Below are 19,721 nucleotides of genomic sequence, written 5' to 3'. Positions count from 1 at the left end.
TCGGACGTAATAAATGCATAATTTCTATTGGACGAAATCATTCAAAACACCCTTGGGACGTAAGTTTGCAGCCGCATGCGCACAGCAGCGAACGTTCAGGGTTATCGCTTGGGTGAATATTCTGTTCCAATTACTGTTTCCTTTAAGTTTATCCTTCACTCCTGCCATTGCTGCCGTTCCAATATCAAAGGCAACCTTAGTCAATATCCCTACCGAATCTTATATTCTTACTGCCGGCGAAAATGTAAACATTGTAGCTAAAAGAAACGGTATGACTGTCGAAGAACTTAAAAGAATCAATATATACCGAACTTTCTCCAAACCCTTTAATAAATTAGCCTCCGGGGATGAAATAGATATACCCCGCAAAACATCTCCGTTCTCCATTGATAATCAAAAAAATAAAAACACTGATATTCCTCTGGAGAATAAACTGGCAGGTTATGCTCAAACCGGCGCCGCGGCATTATCTACCGGTAATGCCGCCAAATCCGGCGAGCGCATGGCGCGCTCGGTTGCCAACAATGAATTCAACAGTCAGGCCCAACAATGGCTGAGTCAGTTCGGTACCGCTCGCGTACAAATGAATCTGAATGACGACTTTAAGCTCGATGGCAGTGCCGTCGATGTATTGCTCCCACTCTATGATAATCAAAAATCGATATTATTCACGCAATTGGGTGCCCGTAATCAAGACAGCCGCAATACCGTCAATATCGGAGCTGGAGTGCGTACATTCCAAAATAACTGGATGTACGGTGCCAACACCTTCTTTGATAACGATATGACGGGCAAAAACCGCAGGGTCGGTATCGGAGCTGAAGCCTGGGCCGATTATCTCAAGCTGTCTGCCAACAGTTATTTCGGCACCACCGACTGGCACCAGTCGCGTGATTTTGCCGACTACAATGAACGTCCGGCCAACGGCTACGATGTTCGAGCCGAAGCTTATCTACCTACTTATCCGCAACTGGGCGGTAAGTTGATGTATGAAAAATACCGCGGAGATGAAGTGGCTTTGTTCGGTAAAGATAATCGCCAAAAGAACCCGTATGCGGTAACGGCCGGGGTGAATTATACGCCCATCCCGTTATTAACCGTAGCAATAGAACATCGGGCCGGTAAAGGCGGCAAGAATGACAGTAGTATCAACTTCCAGTTGAACTACCGATTGGGTGAGTCTTGGCAGTCTCATCTCAGTCCCTCTGCAGTAGCCTCGAGCCGGACACTGGCGGGCAGTCGCTACGACTTAGTTGAACGTAATAACAATATTGTGCTCGACTATCAGAAGCAGGCGCTGATGCAGTTGACTCTTCCCGATGCAGTGACAGGAGAAGCGTTGTCCAGGGCAATAGTCAATGCGCAGGTAGTGTCGAAATACGGGCTGGAAAGAGTTGACTGGGACAGCGCGGGGCTAATCGCAGCAGGTGGAAGCGTGACGCAAGTATCGCCTCAGACGATATCCATCACATTGCCGCCTTATCAATCAACACGAAGCAGCAATACTCATACCCTGAGTGCGGTGGCTCATGACCAGCAAGGCAATGCATCCCCTCGGGCAACGATGCAGATTGTGGTTATACCGAGCACCGCTCAAATTACGGCAGCCAACCTGACGGTCGTGAGAGATAACGCTAGCGCTAATGGCACAGAGACCAATGAGGTTAAAGCCATGGTGACCGATGCAGGTAATAATCCGCTCTCAGGTCACGCGGTAAGTTTCGAGGCTGACAATGGGGCGGTGGTGACCACCGTGATTGGCACCACCGGGGCCGATGGGGTAGCTACGGCGACAGTGACCAACATGACTGCGGGTACTACCACAGTGAAGGCCACGGTGAACGGCGTAAGCCAAAGTGTGCCGACCACGTTTGAACCGGACGACAGCACCGCTCAAATTACGGCAGCCAACCTGACGGTCGTGAGAGATAACGCTAGCGCTAATGGCACAGAGACCAATGAGGTTAAAGCCATGGTGACCGATGCAGGTAATAATCCGCTCTCAGGTCACGCGGTAAGTTTCGAGGCTGACAATGGGGCGGTGGTGACCACCGTGATTGGCACCACCGGGGCCGATGGGGTAGCTACGGCGACAGTGACCAACATGACTGCGGGTACTACCACAGTGAAGGCCACGGTGAACGGCGTAAGCCAAAGTGTGCCGACCACGTTTGAACCGGACGACAGCACCGCTCAAATTACGGCAGCCAACCTGACGGTCGTGAGAGATAACGCTAGCGCTAATGGCACAGAGACCAATGAGGTTAAAGCCATGGTGACCGATGCAGGTAATAATCCGCTCTCAGGTCACGCGGTAAGTTTCGAGGCTGACAATGGGGCGGTGGTGACCACCGTGATTGGCACCACCGGGGCCGATGGGGTAGCTACGGCGACAGTGACCAACATGACTGCGGGTACTACCACAGTGAAGGCCACGGTGAACGGCGTAAGCCAAAGTGTGCCGACCACGTTTGAACCGGACGACAGCACCGCTCAAATTACGGCAGCCAACCTGACGGTCGTGAGAGATAACGCTAGCGCTAATGGCACAGAGACCAATGAGGTTAAAGCCATGGTGACCGATGCAGGTAATAATCCGCTCTCAGGTCACGCGGTAAGTTTCGAGGCTGACAATGGGGCGGTGGTGACCACCGTGATTGGCACCACCGGGGCCGATGGGGTAGCTACGGCGACAGTGACCAACATGACTGCGGGTACTACCACAGTGAAGGCCACGGTGAACGGCGTAAGCCAAAGTGTGCCGACCACGTTTGAACCGGACGACAGCACCGCTCAAATTACGGCAGCCAACCTGACGGTCGTGAGAGATAACGCTAGCGCTAATGGCACAGAGACCAATGAGGTTAAAGCCATGGTGACCGATGCAGGTAATAATCCGCTCTCAGGTCACGCGGTAAGTTTCGAGGCTGACAATGGGGCGGTGGTGACCACCGTGATTGGCACCACCGGGGCCGATGGGGTAGCTACGGCGACAGTGACCAACATGACTGCGGGTACTACCACAGTGAAGGCCACGGTGAACGGCGTAAGCCAAAGTGTGCCGACCACGTTTGAACCGGACGACAGCACCGCTCAAATTACGGCAGCCAACCTGACGGTCGTGAGAGATAACGCTAGCGCTAATGGCACAGAGACCAATGAGGTTAAAGCCATGGTGACCGATGCAGGTAATAATCCGCTCTCAGGTCACGCGGTAAGTTTCGAGGCTGACAATGGGGCGGTGGTGACCACCGTGATTGGCACCACCGGGGCCGATGGGGTAGCTACGGCGACAGTGACCAACATGACTGCGGGTACTACCACAGTGAAGGCCACGGTGAACGGCGTAAGCCAAAGTGTGCCGACCACGTTTGAACCGGACGACAGCACCGCTCAAATTACGGCAGCCAACCTGACGGTCGTGAGAGATAACGCTAGCGCTAATGGCACAGAGACCAATGAGGTTAAAGCCATGGTGACCGATGCAGGTAATAATCCGCTCTCAGGTCACGCGGTAAGTTTCGAGGCTGACAATGGGGCGGTGGTGACCACCGTGATTGGCACCACCGGGGCCGATGGGGTAGCTACGGCGACAGTGACCAACATGACTGCGGGTACTACCACAGTGAAGGCCACGGTGAACGGCGTAAGCCAAAGTGTGCCGACCACGTTTGAACCGGACGACAGCACCGCTCAAATTACGGCAGCCAACCTGACGGTCGTGAGAGATAACGCTAGCGCTAATGGCACAGAGACCAATGAGGTTAAAGCCATGGTGACCGATGCAGGTAATAATCCGCTCTCAGGTCACGCGGTAAGTTTCGAGGCTGACAATGGGGCGGTGGTGACCACCGTGATTGGCACCACCGGGGCCGATGGGGTAGCTACGGCGACAGTGACCAACATGACTGCGGGTACTACCACAGTGAAGGCCACGGTGAACGGCGTAAGCCAAAGTGTGCCGACCACGTTTGAACCGGACGACAGCACCGCTCAAATTACGGCAGCCAACCTGACGGTCGTGAGAGATAACGCTAGCGCTAATGGCACAGAGACCAATGAGGTTAAAGCCATGGTGACCGATGCAGGTAATAATCCGCTCTCAGGTCACGCGGTAAGTTTCGAGGCTGACAATGGGGCGGTGGTGACCACCGTGATTGGCACCACCGGGGCCGATGGGGTAGCTACGGCGACAGTGACCAACATGACTGCGGGTACTACCACAGTGAAGGCCACGGTGAACGGCGTAAGCCAAAGTGTGCCGACCACGTTTGAACCGGACGACAGCACCGCTCAAATTACGGCAGCCAACCTGACGGTCGTGAGAGATAACGCTAGCGCTAATGGCACAGAGACCAATGAGGTTAAAGCCATGGTGACCGATGCAGGTAATAATCCGCTCTCAGGTCACGCGGTAAGTTTCGAGGCTGACAATGGGGCGGTGGTGACCACCGTGATTGGCACCACCGGGGCCGATGGGGTAGCTACGGCGACAGTGACCAACATGACTGCGGGTACTACCACAGTGAAGGCCACGGTGAACGGCGTAAGCCAAAGTGTGCCGACCACGTTTGAACCGGACGACAGCACCGCTCAAATTACGGCAGCCAACCTGACGGTCGTGAGAGATAACGCTAGCGCTAATGGCACAGAGACCAATGAGGTTAAAGCCATGGTGACCGATGCAGGTAATAATCCGCTCTCAGGTCACGCGGTAAGTTTCGAGGCTGACAATGGGGCGGTGGTGACCACCGTGATTGGCACCACCGGGGCCGATGGGGTAGCTACGGCGACAGTGACCAACATGACTGCGGGTACTACCACAGTGAAGGCCACGGTGAACGGCGTAAGCCAAAGTGTGCCGACCACGTTTGAACCGGACGACAGCACCGCTCAAATTACGGCAGCCAACCTGACGGTCGTGAGAGATAACGCTAGCGCTAATGGCACAGAGACCAATGAGGTTAAAGCCATGGTGACCGATGCAGGTAATAATCCGCTCTCAGGTCACGCGGTAAGTTTCGAGGCTGACAATGGGGCGGTGGTGACCACCGTGATTGGCACCACCGGGGCCGATGGGGTAGCTACGGCGACAGTGACCAACATGACTGCGGGTACTACCACAGTGAAGGCCACGGTGAACGGCATGAGTCAAACAAAAGACATCAATTTTACCCAAGCTCTAAATATTAGGATCGAAACGACAAAAGATAATGCAATTTCAGGAGAAGAGAACAATACTGTCAAAGCCACTGTTTTAGGCCCAGACGGCAACGGAGTTGCCAATGTCATGGTTGACTTTACCGCTTCATCTGACATTACACTAACACCGGCCAGCGGTATGACTAATTCAAGCGGAGAGATATTTTCTTCAGTAACTAAAAGCGGTTCTACTGGCGGCAAAACTACGATAACAGCCACTATTTCAGGACTCGCAGAAAATGACTCATTACTCGTTAATTTCTTAACATTACGCGAAGTGAATAGTGTCGTCGCGCCAGGTAGTTATGTTTTTACATCTAATAAAGGGTTCCCAACGACCGGATATCCAAATGCTAGATTCCAAATAAACGCCAGTGGGAATATAACATCTAATACAAACTATGATTGGACATCAAACGAAACCACCTCTACGAGTGTTGATAATGAAGGCAATGTTACTTTAATAGATAGTAATGTTCGTAATAATCTGGTCAAAATAACAGCGAGAGATAACATAAATGCTTATCGTTATGAGTTTAAGGTTACTAGCTGGTTTATTTCGGGAAGTTATCGAAAATTCTCTGATGCTGAAGATTACTGTTCGGCCAACGGAATGGTAATACCTTCACGGGATCAATTGACTCAAGGTGCTAATATACGTGGAATTGGTTCGTTATGGTCTGAATGGCAGAAGCCAACCAGTTGGTCTTCTGGTGACGTCAATACTGCGTATTGGAGTAATACTCAGCCTTCGGCAATGCCGGGTTATCGATATATGGTAAATATAGTGACCGGAGACGGTACTGCATACAAAGTAAGTAATGGCGCTTATTTGGAGTATGTACCATGTATCCAGAATTAGGGTCATTGTGGTAAAATAGTTTTGTCGCATGTATTGACGTCGGTGAGTTAGCAAAAGTTGGCTGCCTGTTTTAGGCAGTCAACAGATGAAAGCACTTTTATCAGAGTTGCAAAAGAATATCTTGATAATATTGGCTGCGCTGGACGAACGGAAGCCTGGCCATGGACAGCGCTTTACCTGTCAGTGCAGAGTCCGGGAAAAATGACATCGCCCAGCCAACTGGTTTACGGGAAAACAGATCAAGCACAACGGCTAAATAAGCCCAGCGTTTACCCGCCCAGATATAAGTCACATCACCGCACCAGACCTGATTAGGCTCTGTTACTGCAAACTGGCGTTCCAGATAATTGGGAATATCTACGTGTTCCTTAGGCACCTTTTTATATCGATGACCAGGCTGCTGACAGCTGATGAGATTAAGTTCTTTCATTAGCCTTGTTGCCCGCCAGCGGCTCAGTTTTACGCCTTTGGTAGTGACCATTGCGGCAATATTACGTGCACCTGCGGAGCCATTACTTTCGCGATAGCTTTCACGAACAAGACTGAGTAATGCCACGCGTGTGGCATCAGGCTTCTTTGGCTGTCGCCAATATTTATAACTGCTGCGATGAACCCCAAACACGTTGCACACAACCGCAACAGGAAACCGCGCCCTGAGCTTCTCAACTAATGAGAACTGTTCAGGGAGTCTGACATCAAGAGCCCGGTAGCCTTTTTTAATATATCCCTTTCCATTTCAATACGTTGAATTCTCTTCTTCAGTTCACGTATTTCAATCTGCTCAGGTGTCATGGGTGACGCTACGGGTGATTTCCCTCATCGTTCTTCTTTCAACTGCCGAACCCACTTATCCATCGTGGATTTACCGACATTCATTGCCGTGGCAGCGGCGGCAACGGTGTAGTGCTGAGCGAGTACAAGCTGGGCAGCTTCGAGGCGAAACTCGGGGCTAAAATTGCGTTTGTTACGTCCGGTCATAATGTCACCTTTTTTGACTATGAGGCGATGATATCACCTCTATTCAGGTGGCCAAATTAACTATGCCACTACATCCCGACGTCGCTGGTTATCTTTACTAGTGTGATTTATCTGTGCCTGCCCATCTTGTAAAAGCTATACCGATACAGTATTTATCGCTCAGCCTTAGAGAGCGCTTTTTTTTTACAGGATTCTAAATGGAAACAGTTAGTTAGTGGAGTTGAATTTATAGGCTAAGCAATGGTCACTACTTACAGGCGCCAAGGTTATAATTTGATTGAGTTATTTCTTTCAACAGTTGAAAAGCGCATTGAGTTTGTTTTATCTAACCTTTAGTTTCATTTTTCTGTACGCCCTTTTTTAGCCTTAGTAAGTTGCACGGGATATAGCTGTTTTTCTGATACCCATTTAAAAGGTTTTCCTTGGCGAATCAGCACCAGGAAGTAGACGTATGAGGCTTATCTGATGTCAGAAGTTGTCTATCCCATATCGAGAACTTATCTTTGAGCTTCTCTGGTGTCTAAAATTTTAGAGTTGCAGTAATTGTGGGCCCGTGAAGATGGAATGCAGGTCAGCCCCATAAAATGCAGGTTCATTTGCAGATATTGTGGGTTTGTATCTACCGATAGTTGCAGTTAATGTGAGCCGGAAAACGCGATAACTGCAGATTTTTCCATTTATAAATGCAGGCTGTTACAGGTAGCGAAAGCGGTAGCAGTGTTCTTCAAGCCTGCTTTTTTTGAAAATCCGAGAAAATAATAACTCAAAAATTCCCAATCACTCGATTAGTGTACAAACTTTAATATCCCGAGTCGGACTTATGTACAAACTTTATTTTTCCAACACAGCGGCTGTGAAACAGTAAAACATCAATGCTGTGCTCAGCAGCTAATGCTGCTAGAGCAAAAAGGTAGCCAGAAAGCGGGCTGATTTTCAGTTAGCTGATAGAAATCACCATGAGTTATCAACAGTATTCGTGTTATAGAATGATGATGTTCCATTATATTTTAGTGCAGATAAATACAGGGATATTGAAAGTAGTAAAGACATATCCATCACCTTGCTGATAAATTCGGATCCGTAATCCTCTATCTTTAAAAAGATAAAAATCAGGAACTAACGAAACCAACATTCTAGCCTGGTTATCGCTCAACGCTGAATTTTTCGATAACATGATAATCTCATTACCATTACGAGTATAATTAAATAATAACTGTTGCGATATTCTCTGGGTTCTTTCTCCTAATTTACTGAGTTCTCCCACTACGGCGACTTCACCATGATCGCCGTCAAAAGAGTATTTAGCCTGTGCATTGAAGTTTGTTTCGCTAGATATGATGTTGATTCGCCCCAAACAAGAAAAATGGTCTGAATTATAGCGATGAACTACTTTTGCAATAAGGGGAGAAAAGGCGAGCATGGTTAAAAAGACGAACAGGATAAGCGTTTTTTTACCGTTCATTTTTACGCTCTACAATATACAATTTCGTTAAACATGATGAAGTATTGTTCACATTTTTATCACAAATATGGATGAGTGAGCGTGTTCGGAATATATTCATTGCGATGTAGATTACCTGTCCGGGTTGACAATGAATGTCTCTTTTTTGGATAAAATTTAGATACTCGTCACGTGGCCACAAAATAGATGAACTGCTGGCATATACTTTACAATGATTCGTTTCCCCAATTTGCTGATAGTTTGAAAAGAAATCTACATTTTGACTGGTATCTTCATGGAAGTTTAACCAAAGAAAAATAAACAAACTTAATAGGCAGAATATAAGAAAAATCTTGATATATAAAGTAATCCGATTGGAAAAAAAAGGTTCGGGTGGTGGCTGTATTTCTCCATTAATCTTTTCGGGGGTAAGTGTATCAGTCAATGCTTCGTTGGTGATGTGACTTGTTGCATCCTGAGTTGCCTCCGCACTAGATTCAGCGTTTTCTTCACAGGGGTATGTCACTGTACCTGTAAATCGAACCCCTTCCTTCGGAATGGTTTTAATAATGTTGTCTTTAATACCTGAAGTTGCCAACGCCTTACGCAATAGATGTATATTTTGAAAATAAGTGTTGGCATTAGCAAACTGCCCTTTGTTTTCCCACACTTCATAAACAAAATCACTCTGACTGATAACGTTTCCCTTACGTTGCAGTAGCAATAATAAACATCGACTAACAGGCACATTCAAGGAAACGCCAGACCCTTGCTGTCCCATTGGTTCCAATCGATGCTCTTCAGAAAAGAAGCAAACCTGTCCATTAATAATAAATTTAGTGTGCATTTTTAATACCCTGATTAAAAATAGATCATTCTTTTGTGTGTCAATGCTACTTTATTCGTTTAAGTGTAATTCAATATTTTATGACAATAAATATTTTTTCTTAATAATGTAAATTAATACAATAAAAACAATGGCTTAAGTGGGTTTGCCTGACTGGCTTACACTATTGTTTTAACAATCTTTTCAATACGTTGTCGGTAGGGCACTTCTTAAGTAAATAAACATAAATAAAATTAAATAAACAAAGTTAATTATGATAATTCGAGATTGTTCAATAGTATTTATCTCACCCAACAGAACAAGTACGAACATTGTTTATGACAGAAGGATATAGGATAGGTAACACAGTCGAATAAAATATATTGTATCAAAGGTACTGTTTGCTATATCGGCTAATTCTAGGGTTCGCAGAATAGTATTTACATTATAATGACAATAAATTCACTGGAATTTAAATCTGTAAATATGCATTAAAATAACTTTTAATGCTAGCAAAAAAAATAGTGAGTTTTTAAGATGAAAAAACTAATAAAGCATACATAGATGAACATATTAACTGCCATATGAATGCGGGATGTAAAAAAATACTAAAATTTACAATCTGGTAATAAAATACTTTGCTATGTGTAGATGATTGCTTTGAGATTAGGATAACCTATATCATCAACAATCAATCGGCAGTAAAAATAAAATATATGCATTTGAATAAGGCTTTATGATTTATGGAAAACGGACTTTTTGGCTTCATCATTGATAATGATATTCAATTTGATATTGCTAATAAAAGATTAACGAGAATCTCAGCAGTTTATCCTGAGCGCTCAATGATTATGGGTGCCGTTGCTCTCAATGATGTGATGGTTAGATTTTTGAAGTGCTTGTTCACTCGAGTCGCTAAAGGGGAACAGACGGTTTCGAAAGAAATTTTCCTCAAGGAAGTCTGGGAAGACCACAACCTCGTTGCATCTAGCCAACAATTATGGAAAACGATAAGAGAATTAAGATTTAAATTAATCTCAATTGGATTGAACCAGGATTTTATTTTTAATGTTGGAAAGGTGGGTTATGCATTAAAATCCCATGCTATTACACCATTATTTTACCGCCTAATTTTGTAGAAGTTATGAAATTTCCAGTTGGCTGAGATACTTTCCTTACAAGATTCTCGTTTTATCAAAAAATTATACATAATAGTGTTTTTCATCATGCTATTTAGTTGTAACTTTAAGCCAGATAACAATGATGTTATAAAATTGAGAGTTAATTATCATAGCTGGTTAAGTATATATCTATTAGCGCGATGATAACTTTTGAAGTTTACACACATCTATACGCGAGAGTTGTGTGCATGATTTTTAACCCAGTGTATTTTAAATACATACCAATGATATAAATAGATCAAAAAGCAAAACAGGTCTCTGTATTGTTTAAGACTAACTTTATCTTATTTTCACAACGTCAATATATAGAAGGCATTAACATGAAAGTACATAATAAATTTTCAACACTGAGGATGTTACCGTTCAGTTTGTTAGCACTGATTCCGCTGGCGACTTCATCATATGCTGCGGAAGTTGCAGGTGGCACCATTAATTTCAATGGTTCTGTTGTAACCGCAGCCTGCGCTGTGAGCAGCAATAGCGCTAACATCAACGTGGAAATGGGGCAGGTAAGAACTGCTGCATTGAGTGCAGCAGCCAGTGAAGCATCAACGATGAAGAAATTCTCTATTATTTTGGAAGATTGTGACTCCACAGTATCTAAAGATGTTGCAGTGACCTTTAGTGGTACACCAAACAATGATGATCCTACTAGCTTGGCGGTAGGTTCAAATGGTGGAACGGGTACTGCGCAGAATGTAGCTGTTCGTCTTTATAGCGAACTGGGCACGGTCATTAAATTGGGTGAGGCATCCAGCGCTGTGGCCTTACGCGATGGTTTAAATACGCTAATCTTTGGTGCGAAATACTATTCACCTAAAGGTGGAGCTACTGCAGGTGATGCAAGCACTGTTGCTACTTACACCCTGACTTACTCTTAATTGATAGGTCTGGTAAGGATCGCCGGACCTTAAACTTTATTTCAACATTCAGGTATTTATCATGCGTATTCTGACGATATTTATTTTATTGGTCACTTCGTTGTGCACATCTACGGTATATGCCGGAGGTGTTGGGTTAGGTGTAACCCGAATGGTTTATTCAGGTTCAACCTCACAATCTTTATTAGACGTCAGAAATACAAATAAAGAATCATCTTTTCTTATTCAGTCGTGGGTTGAAAATGCTGAAGGGCAACGCTCTAGTGATTTTGTTATCACACCACCTCTATTCGTTCTTAAACCAGAAATAGAAAATTCAGTTAAGGTCATGTTTAATGGCCAACAGTTACCTCAAGACCGTGAAACGCTTTATTGGATAACCGTAAAAGCAATCCCTCAGTCTGGGCAGGAAAGTCATGCTAATACTTTACAGTTTGCCTCGGCGAGTCGTATTAAGTTGTTTTATCGACCAGACGCGCTGACAAAAAAAATCAATAATGAAGTGTGGGGAAGTCTTAGTGGCGAATTTCATAATGGTAAAATAAATATTACTAATCCGACTCCTTTTTATATTACGACTATAAATATGAAAGTGGATGGGAAAGCAGTATCGTCGGTCATGATCCCGCCGAGAGATACAGTGACGCTTGAAGAATCATTCAGCAACGCTCGTCAGCTTAGTTATCAGGCAATCAATGATTATGGTGCTTGGACGCCGAAAATTTCTATAATGTTAACAATGCGTTGAGTTGTTTTTATTATGAAATAATTCAGAATATATAAGAGTGTGCAGAGTGAAAATTAAAATAAATTGCGTTCTGCTATCCCATTTTTTATTGGCGGGCGTAGTTCACGCACAGAATGATATTCATTTTAATCCCGCATTTCTTAATGGCGAAAATGATAGCGTTGCAGATCTATCTTGGGTTAATGATGGTGGTGAATTACCTTCAGGCGTGTATAACGTCAATATCTATGTAAACGAAAGTTACGCATTTACTACAGATGTGAAATTTAACGTTAATCAGAAAAGTAATAATTCCGCACTTGAGCCATGTCTGACATTGGAGCAGATTAAATTAATGCTTATTGATGTGATTCAGGCTAAGGGTGATTTTTCTCTATCCGATGATCAGTGTTATTCTCTGGAGGACTATTTCCCCGACACAAAAGTCTCTTTTGAGCAAAATAAGTTATCTCTTTATTTTAATCTGCCTCAGCGGTATATGTTAAATGTGCCTCGTGACTATATTAATCCCAAAAGTTGGGAGCATGGTATTAATTCTGGTTGGCTGAATTACGTCGTCAATGGGGCTCGTAATGAATATCGTCACGAAAGTCGGGGAATAGACAATCAGATGTTTATTGGCTTGAACAGCGGAATGAATTTTGGCCCGTGGCGATTTCGCGATTATTCAACATGGACAAAAAATACGGATGATGGCTTAACGCATGTTCAAACGTGGGTGCAGCGTGATTTACCCCCATTACAGTCTCAGCTCTATTTGGGTGAAACCAACACCTCCGCACAAATTTTTAACTCTGTGGGGCTCAGAGGTGTGGCAATGAATACCGACGATAATATGCTGCCAGCTAGCCTGAGGGGCTATGCTCCTGAAGTCCGTGGCATTGCTCGCAGTAATGCCACTGTAACTGTACGCCAGAATGGCAATATTATTTATCAGACTTCCGTCTCCCCTGGTGAGTTTATATTAAATGACTTATATCCGACGGCCTCCGGCGGTGATTTATCCGTGACGATCCAAGAGGCCAATGGTACGGAATCGCATTACACAGTTCCATTTGCCAGCGTGCCGAATTTGGTACGTCCGGGGCAATTTAAATATGCTGCTGGGGTCGGGTATTTCCGCTCGAATGAAAACCAGGACTCTCCTTTTATTATGCAAACTGAAGCATTTTGGGGCTGGCAATATGGTTTGACGCTCTACGGTGGCGCTCAGTTTTCAGAAAATTACACCGGCCTGGCGATGGGAATTGGACAAAACGTTGGGCGTTTGGGTGCATATTCAATTGATGTGACTCATGCCCAAAGCCTGCTGGCCGATAGCAATCGTTACAGTGGTGACGCTTTACGTCTGCGTTACAACAAGTTAGTTAATAATTATGGAACCAGGTTTAATCTAAATTCATGGTTCTTCTCCTCTGATGGTTTCTATGAATTAAGTGATACCACCTACAAACGGATGCAAGGTGGAAATGTGGATTTCATAAAGGAGGCTGATGGCTCTATCAGCACTAATTATGAGAATGTCTACAATTTGGCTTTATCCCGTAAATCCAGAAACCAGGTCGTTTTGTCACAAAGTATGGGTGATGCTGGCGCGCTATCACTGTCGTGGGATAAACAAACTTACTGGAAATCAGATAAATCGGCTGAAAGCGCTCAATTTGCATGGAATAACACATTTGGTCGAGTTTCCTACGGGGTTAGCTACCAGCGTAGCACCAGCCTGTATGACAGGAAAAAAGATAATATTTTCGCTTTTTCGTTCTCATTGCCATTAGGCGATCCTGCGCTGTCCACTCGTGCCAATTATGCGCTGACGAACTCTGATTCATCAGGTTCTATTAACAATATAGGTCTTAATGGCTACGTGCCAGGGCAGGAAAATTTATTTTATAGCGCCAGCCAGCGTTACAGTGACCAGCAACAGTCTGGTGGTGATCTTGCCCTTCGTTACCAAGGGGCAAGGGGTGACTACAACCTTGGCTACGGCTATTCGAAGAACGCTCGTAGCCTAAGTTACGGTATGAGTGGCGGTGTAGTGTTGCATGAAGATGGCCTGACATTCAGCCAGCCATTGGGCAACACCAACATTCTGATTAAAGCTGAGGGAGCAAGTGATGTTGCCATCCGTAGCCACCGAGGTGTTAGAACCGACAGTCGCGGCTATGCAGTTATCCCCTATGCGACCCCTTACCGTATGAACCGGGTAGAAATGGACGTTACGACGGCAGGGGATAGTGTTGAGCTGGACAATACAATGGTGAGTAAAACACCGACCGAAGGTGCCCTGGTAAGAGCAACAATCTCGACCAAGGTTGGCATGAAAGCGATGTTCTTTATTCGCCATAAAAACGGCGTTCTTCCATTTGGGACGATTGTCTCGCTGAATGACAAAAGCACTAACAGCGGTATCGTTGGTGATGAAGGGAGCCTTTATTTATCCGGGCTACCTCAGCAAGGACTGCTACGGGCGGTATGGGGAACAGGCAATGATAAAACCTGCACTGCACGTTTCAAATTGGATAAGAAATATCATAACCCTAATACGGGTCTCTATTCGCAGGAGTTGGTATGTCAATAATTTTAAGGCAGTCATTACTGACAATACTGGCACTTTCATTTTTACCCGCGCCGGTGCTGGCCTACGATGTGCTGGTCTCAGTGACGGGAAAACTGATTGGCAACACCTGTACAGTTTCGACTGATTCGACAATGCAGACTGTTCCTTTAGGAAATATCGGCACACAACAATTCGGTGCTGGGCACGGGATCAGCAATATTAAAACCCCCTTTTTCATCAATCTGGAAGAGTGTGGGCCGACATTTACCGGAGTCAAAGTTCGCTTTGTCGGTACGCCGGATGGCTCTGGGGCCGATCTGATTAAAATTGATGACGGTGGTGCTACGGGCGTTGCTGTTGAGTTATTGAATAAAGCTGAAAAGCCTCTGGCGCTAAATATGCAAACAGAAGTTTTGGGAACACCTGGCGCGGAGAATGTTCAGATGAAATTTTACGCCCGCCTTACTGCAACCGGCTCTCCGGTCAGCCCCGGCCCTGTATCGGCCATAGCCACTTGGGTATTGGAGTATCAATGATACGATTATTTGTCACTATTATTTTTGTGCTTTGCTGCGCAAGTAAGGCTTATGCTTTGGACTGGAAATCAAATATTACGTTATCGCCCCAGCCGATGAATTATGTCGGCCCTGCTGATTCAGTGAGGCCCGGTAATATTATCGGTTCCACTTGGAGTGCTACTGTATCAGTGCAGCAAGTATTTTGGTGCGGCTATATCTTCCATTGCAATAAAAGCACGATGATGCCGGGCAGCGGTGCAATCCCAACAGGTATGTCGGTAAATGTCGATGGCGTTAATTACGCTATTTTTGAAACCGGGGTGGCTGGCGTGGGTTTTATTATTGGGCTGAAAGATTTCAATAGCTCCGTCTATATACCGCTACTGGATGGAGAGACTCAGACATATAGCGGCTCCAGTCCGGATTTGGGCTGGTCGGCGAAAGTGACGTTTATCAAAACGGGTCATACACTCTCATCCGGTGTGTACCAGACAAGTTCTATTGATGCCGCAGTGCTGACGGCTTACAACAATGAGGTGAAAACTGCGCGAGTGATCATCAACCCTGTCAGTATCACTGTGCAAGCATCAGGGTGTACTGTTAACACCAAGGCTGCAAATGTGGATCTTGGGGTGATTGATGTCCGCACACTACCTTCGGTTGGTAGCACATCTGCTTTTGGTCATTTCGATATTGCCCTGAGTTGTGATGAAAATATTGCCGTTAACGCAGTGATGACAGATCAAGCTAAACCGGCAAACAGCTCCTCTGTGGTGTCATTAACCAGTAACTCAACTGCCGCTGGTGTCGGTGTGGAGTTTTTCTATAACGGTAATGGCCCGCTGATGTTAGGCCCGGACAGTTCGGCTTCTGGAACGCTCAATCAATTTTTTGTTCAAAGCACGGGTCAGGCACAAACACTGACACTGCCTTTCCAGGCGCGTTATATCCGCACGGGGAATTTACAACCGGGCACTGCAAATGCGCTTGCCAGCATAACATTCTCTTATCAATAGATAAGTATTAAACAGTAGTCCAAAAGGAGCCTGAACCGAGTGGTTGAGGCTTCTAAATATTAGCGTGCAAACTTTATCTTAACGAGTGTTCAGACTTTTTTCGCCTCACACGGCGGCTCATGGTTAATAAAATCATTCGGTTAGATTTTTTGGCTAAATTTAAACCATATTAAATGCAGTGGAAGCCTTATGGGGAGAGCTAGAAAACTTGAAGTTCTCGGGAATAATAATGAGCTATAAAAAAAGTAGACTAAATGACAAGCTACTCAATATAATCATATTATTCATACGCCAATGTTATATAAGGAGGATTGCCATGTTGACCCGTGAAATGTTTTTAATTTCGCTTGTCCTTAGCGATCGTCATAGCTCAAGCATTACCGGTATCGTGCTGCGATAACCTGCTTGAGCGAAGCTAACTAACAATCTGAGAACTTCCCTCCGGCTTACCGGTTATCGTCAGCAATTTTCGACGATAGGCATATTTATGCCTGAAAATCTGGATAAGCATCATGAGCACATTACTTTCCGCACAATCTGTCTGCTACGACAACACCTTCGGCCCATTGCTGGTTGAGATCTCCTTTAGCCTGAAAAAAGGCGATCGCATTGGTCTAATTGGCCATAACGGCTGTGGCAAAAGCACCCTGCTGAAAATCCTCAGCGGCGCACTTTCTGAGACCTCCGGCACCATCACCACCGCCAACCAATGTCTGATGGCAATGGTGGAACAACATCTGCCCTCTGCATTGAACGATGCCACTCTGATAGACGCGGTACTCAATCATCTGCCGGACAGCCTGCACCAACCTGAGCGCTGGCAAGCTGAAGTGCTGCTCGGCACACTGGGTTTTGATGAAAACGCATGGTCATTGACTGCTGGAACCCTGAGTGGCGGGCAGCATACGCGTCTGTTATTGGCGCGGGCGCTGATCCGCCAACCGGATTTACTGCTGTTGGATGAACCCAGTAACCATCTGGATTTACCGACTCTGCTCTGGCTTGAACAGTTTCTGCAAAACTGGGGCGGCAGCTTTGTGTTGGTGTCACATGACCGCAGCCTGCTGGATTGCGTAACCAACAGCACCTGGATCCTGCGCGATAAAACTCTACAATTTATTCGTCTGCCCTGCATACAAGCTCGACAAGCGCTGGAGGAGAAAGATATCGCCGATGCCCATCGCCATCAAGCTGAACAAAAGGAGATCGACCGCGTAGCGAAAAGCGCCAAACGGCTGGCTATCTGGGGCAGCGTGTATGACAACGAAAAGTTGGCACGTAAAGCCAAACAGATGGAGAAACAGGTCGACCGGATGAAGGAAGATCAAACCTTGCTGACGGCTGGTAATCAGTGGCAATTGCGGCTTAATGGCGAAGCATTGCCCGCTGACCGCGTGCTGGCGCTGTCTGATTTGCAGGTGCGCCCTGCGCCGGATGCGCTTGTCTTATTCGAACTGGGTGAAGTCAGGGTAAAAAGCGGTGACCGTATCGCGCTGATTGGGCGCAATGGTTGCGGTAAGTCTTCGTTATTACACAGTTTATGGCAAGCATTCAACCAACCAGATACCGCCGATGTGGGCATGGTTTTCCATCCCAAAGTACATATAGGTTATTACGATCAAAGCCTACATCAATTACATGATGATGATTCGCTCAGTGACGCGCTAGCACCTTTCGCACCATTGACAGAAGATCAGCGAAAAATGGCGCTGATCGGCGCAGGTTTCCCTTATCTGCGACATCAGCAAAAGGTCAGCACCCTCAGCGGTGGTGAACGTTCGCGGCTGCTGTTTATCGGCCTGACACTAGCAAACTATTCGTTGCTGCTACTGGATGAGCCGACCAACCACCTTGATATGGAGGGTAAGGAGGAACTTGCGGAAACGCTAAAAACGTTCAGTGGCGCGGTATTATTAGTGTCCCATGACCGCACATTAATTGAGCAAAGTTGTAATCGCTTCTGGTTAATTCACCAACAACGGCTTGAGGAGTGGCACGACCTGGCTCCGGTTTACGACATTCTGGCCGATAAATCGTTTATGGCACCGAGTCCGATTTCAGCCATTATAACTGAGGCCATTACCGCACCAATGGAGAGTGAGGAGGAATGCCTGCTGGCAACCTTACTGGAACTGGAAGCTAAATTGGCCGAGGATTTGGCGCGTAAACCTAAACACCAAAAAATTACATTACAACGTGAGTGGCGGCAACAAATCGACCAGCTTAATAGTTTGCTAGATTTGGGGTGAGGGCCAATCGGGCTAAAAATGGATCCCCGCGTTTTCAGCTCTCGTGGCCGGGAAAAACCGCCGAAAAGCTAACCGCGGTTGGTTAAGCCAAAATGTTCACTTGAGCCATCCTGCGGATGTATGACAATCAGCCTCATTATTTCTTGATGGGGCTTTTCATGCTTTCAACTTGGCGGAACGATACCGGTTCCGCATATTAGTTTTGTAGGCAGGCAATACTTTGATGAATTTCTCTTTCAATATCAGCCTCTGACCAAGTATTCAATTGTGATGAGAATGGTTCAAAAGCATATATTCCCTGATAACCCAGTCGTTCCAAGTTAGCCACTTGCTGCTTACTGTTCAGTTTATCCTGTTCACTCAGCATAATTCTGTTTTCATCAGTCAGTGCGGACTTTAACCGCATTTCTTCGACGCCGGAAAGATGCACTAGCCCGATAGTATTGATATCGATATGTGCATCGAACTCGGCCTGTGCAACATCGCTCAGATAGTAGTGAAAAGTATCCAACACCATTTTATAGGGCGCGGCTGACTTGCGAATAATAGATTGTGTTAGCAGGTGGGAACGTAATGAACTGATTTCAAAGCCTAAAGGTTCTACCAGCCCGGTTACTTGATATTTTTTAAATAGCGGGGCTAACAGCACTAAAGCATCTAGTGTGTCTTGTTCTTTTTGCTCGGCTGAACGGCGGTCATTGGTGCTACAGTTTGGGCATAAAATAACCCCACGGCAGTTAATCGCTTTTGCTTGTTTTAGCATGTTTTCTGCTTCTTTCAGCAGTGCTGGACGGTGTTCTGGCAGATTAAAATATTGCAACGCATTGATAGTAATAATGTCGATTCCATATTCATCAGCCAGAGTATTGAGTTGCGCTGAACTCAACTCATCCGTCACTTTCCCGCCCAGCATATCATTGCGTAATTCAACTTTATTTAACCCACATTTTTTAACTAAACAAAAAAAGCTTTCGATACTTAAGTTTGGGGCAATTTTGCGATTAATACAGAAACGATCTTGTGCAATAGGCATAGCTTTGCTCCTGCAATGATAGCCCGACGGCCAAACTGCCGATAAATACAGCCGATAACGACATTGGAGACTGCCAACCTGTCTCCAGCGGACGAAGATTAAAGTCACTTGCATACTGTTCAGCATGAAAACATTTATTTCATTTAACTTAAATAACGAAAAATTAATTTTTCGATCTAGCTCAAATATTAAGCTGAAAAATGTCGAATAGAAATCATTTAATGTG

11 protein-coding genes and 1 pseudogene are annotated in these 19,721 nt (G+C 45.5%); 8 read left to right on the top strand and 4 right to left on the bottom strand.

All coding sequences use genetic code 11. The annotated features are described in order from the left end of the window. The first annotated feature begins 13 nt into the window (after positions 1-13). A complete protein-coding gene (gene yrIlm, locus DXZ79_RS19685) occupies positions 14-6,064 on the top strand; it encodes a YrIlm family inverse autotransporter adhesin (protein ID WP_120011558.1) in 6,051 nt (2,016 codons plus the stop codon). A gap of 157 nt (positions 6,065-6,221) precedes the next feature. Here the strand turns inward: yrIlm and DXZ79_RS19680 are convergent. The 3 genes and pseudogenes from DXZ79_RS19680 to DXZ79_RS19670 all read right to left on the bottom strand — a co-directional run. Continuing rightward, positions 6,222-7,042, bottom strand: a pseudogene (locus tag DXZ79_RS19680) (IS3 family transposase); the annotation flags it as partial. A gap of 1,000 nt (positions 7,043-8,042) precedes the next feature. Continuing rightward, the gene (locus DXZ79_RS19675) at positions 8,043-8,504 is read right to left on the bottom strand and encodes a hypothetical protein (protein ID WP_038637412.1); all 462 of its coding nucleotides are present in this window, start codon (positions 8,502-8,504) and stop codon (positions 8,043-8,045) included. Next, positions 8,494-9,330 carry a winged helix-turn-helix domain-containing protein gene (locus DXZ79_RS19670; RefSeq protein ID WP_050291860.1) on the bottom strand — a complete coding sequence of 279 codons (837 nt, stop codon included), beginning with the start codon at positions 9,328-9,330 and terminating at the stop codon, positions 8,494-8,496. The genes DXZ79_RS19675 and DXZ79_RS19670 overlap by 11 nt, the downstream gene beginning before the upstream one ends. A gap of 722 nt (positions 9,331-10,052) precedes the next feature. Between DXZ79_RS19670 and DXZ79_RS19665 the strand changes: the two genes are divergently transcribed. The 7 genes from DXZ79_RS19665 to DXZ79_RS19635 all read left to right on the top strand — a co-directional run bounded on the left by DXZ79_RS19665 (position 10,053) and on the right by DXZ79_RS19635 (position 18,462). After that, positions 10,053-10,448 (top strand): winged helix-turn-helix domain-containing protein, encoded by a 396-nt coding sequence (locus DXZ79_RS19665; RefSeq protein WP_038637405.1) that lies wholly within the window; start codon positions 10,053-10,055, stop codon positions 10,446-10,448. 362 nt (positions 10,449-10,810) lie between these two features. Further along, on the top strand, positions 10,811-11,371 hold the full coding sequence (locus DXZ79_RS19660) for a fimbrial protein (protein ID WP_050291858.1): 561 nt from the start codon (positions 10,811-10,813) through the stop codon (positions 11,369-11,371). A gap of 61 nt (positions 11,372-11,432) precedes the next feature. Further along, on the top strand, positions 11,433-12,119 hold the full coding sequence (locus DXZ79_RS19655) for a fimbrial biogenesis chaperone (protein ID WP_050291856.1): 687 nt from the start codon (positions 11,433-11,435) through the stop codon (positions 12,117-12,119). Positions 12,120-12,165: 46 nt separating this feature from the next. Further along, positions 12,166-14,700 carry a fimbria/pilus outer membrane usher protein gene (locus DXZ79_RS19650; RefSeq protein ID WP_050291854.1) on the top strand — a complete coding sequence of 845 codons (2,535 nt, stop codon included), beginning with the start codon at positions 12,166-12,168 and terminating at the stop codon, positions 14,698-14,700. Then, positions 14,691-15,215, top strand: coding sequence for a fimbrial protein (locus DXZ79_RS19645; RefSeq protein WP_038637394.1), 525 nt, complete (start codon positions 14,691-14,693; stop codon positions 15,213-15,215). Before DXZ79_RS19650 ends, DXZ79_RS19645 begins: the two co-directional genes overlap by 10 nt. Beyond that, positions 15,212-16,213, top strand: coding sequence for a fimbrial protein (locus DXZ79_RS19640; RefSeq protein WP_038637392.1), 1,002 nt, complete (start codon positions 15,212-15,214; stop codon positions 16,211-16,213). The genes DXZ79_RS19645 and DXZ79_RS19640 overlap by 4 nt, the downstream gene beginning before the upstream one ends. Positions 16,214-16,725: 512 nt before the next feature. Then, on the top strand, positions 16,726-18,462 hold the full coding sequence (locus DXZ79_RS19635; protein WP_050291850.1) for an ABC-F family ATP-binding cassette domain-containing protein: 1,737 nt from the start codon (positions 16,726-16,728) through the stop codon (positions 18,460-18,462). A 196-nt stretch (positions 18,463-18,658) separates the two neighbouring features. On the opposite strand, the gene DXZ79_RS19630 is transcribed toward DXZ79_RS19635, so the two are convergent. Next, entirely contained in the window at positions 18,659-19,495 is an 837-nt protein-coding gene (locus DXZ79_RS19630; RefSeq protein WP_050291849.1) for a TIM barrel protein, read from the bottom strand. Between the last annotated feature and the right edge of the window lie 226 nt (positions 19,496-19,721).

This window comes from Yersinia rochesterensis, assembly GCF_003600645.1.
GTDB classification, from domain to species: Bacteria; Pseudomonadota; Gammaproteobacteria; order Enterobacterales; family Enterobacteriaceae; genus Yersinia; species Yersinia rochesterensis.
This window is presented reverse-complemented; position numbering and strand designations above follow the sequence as displayed.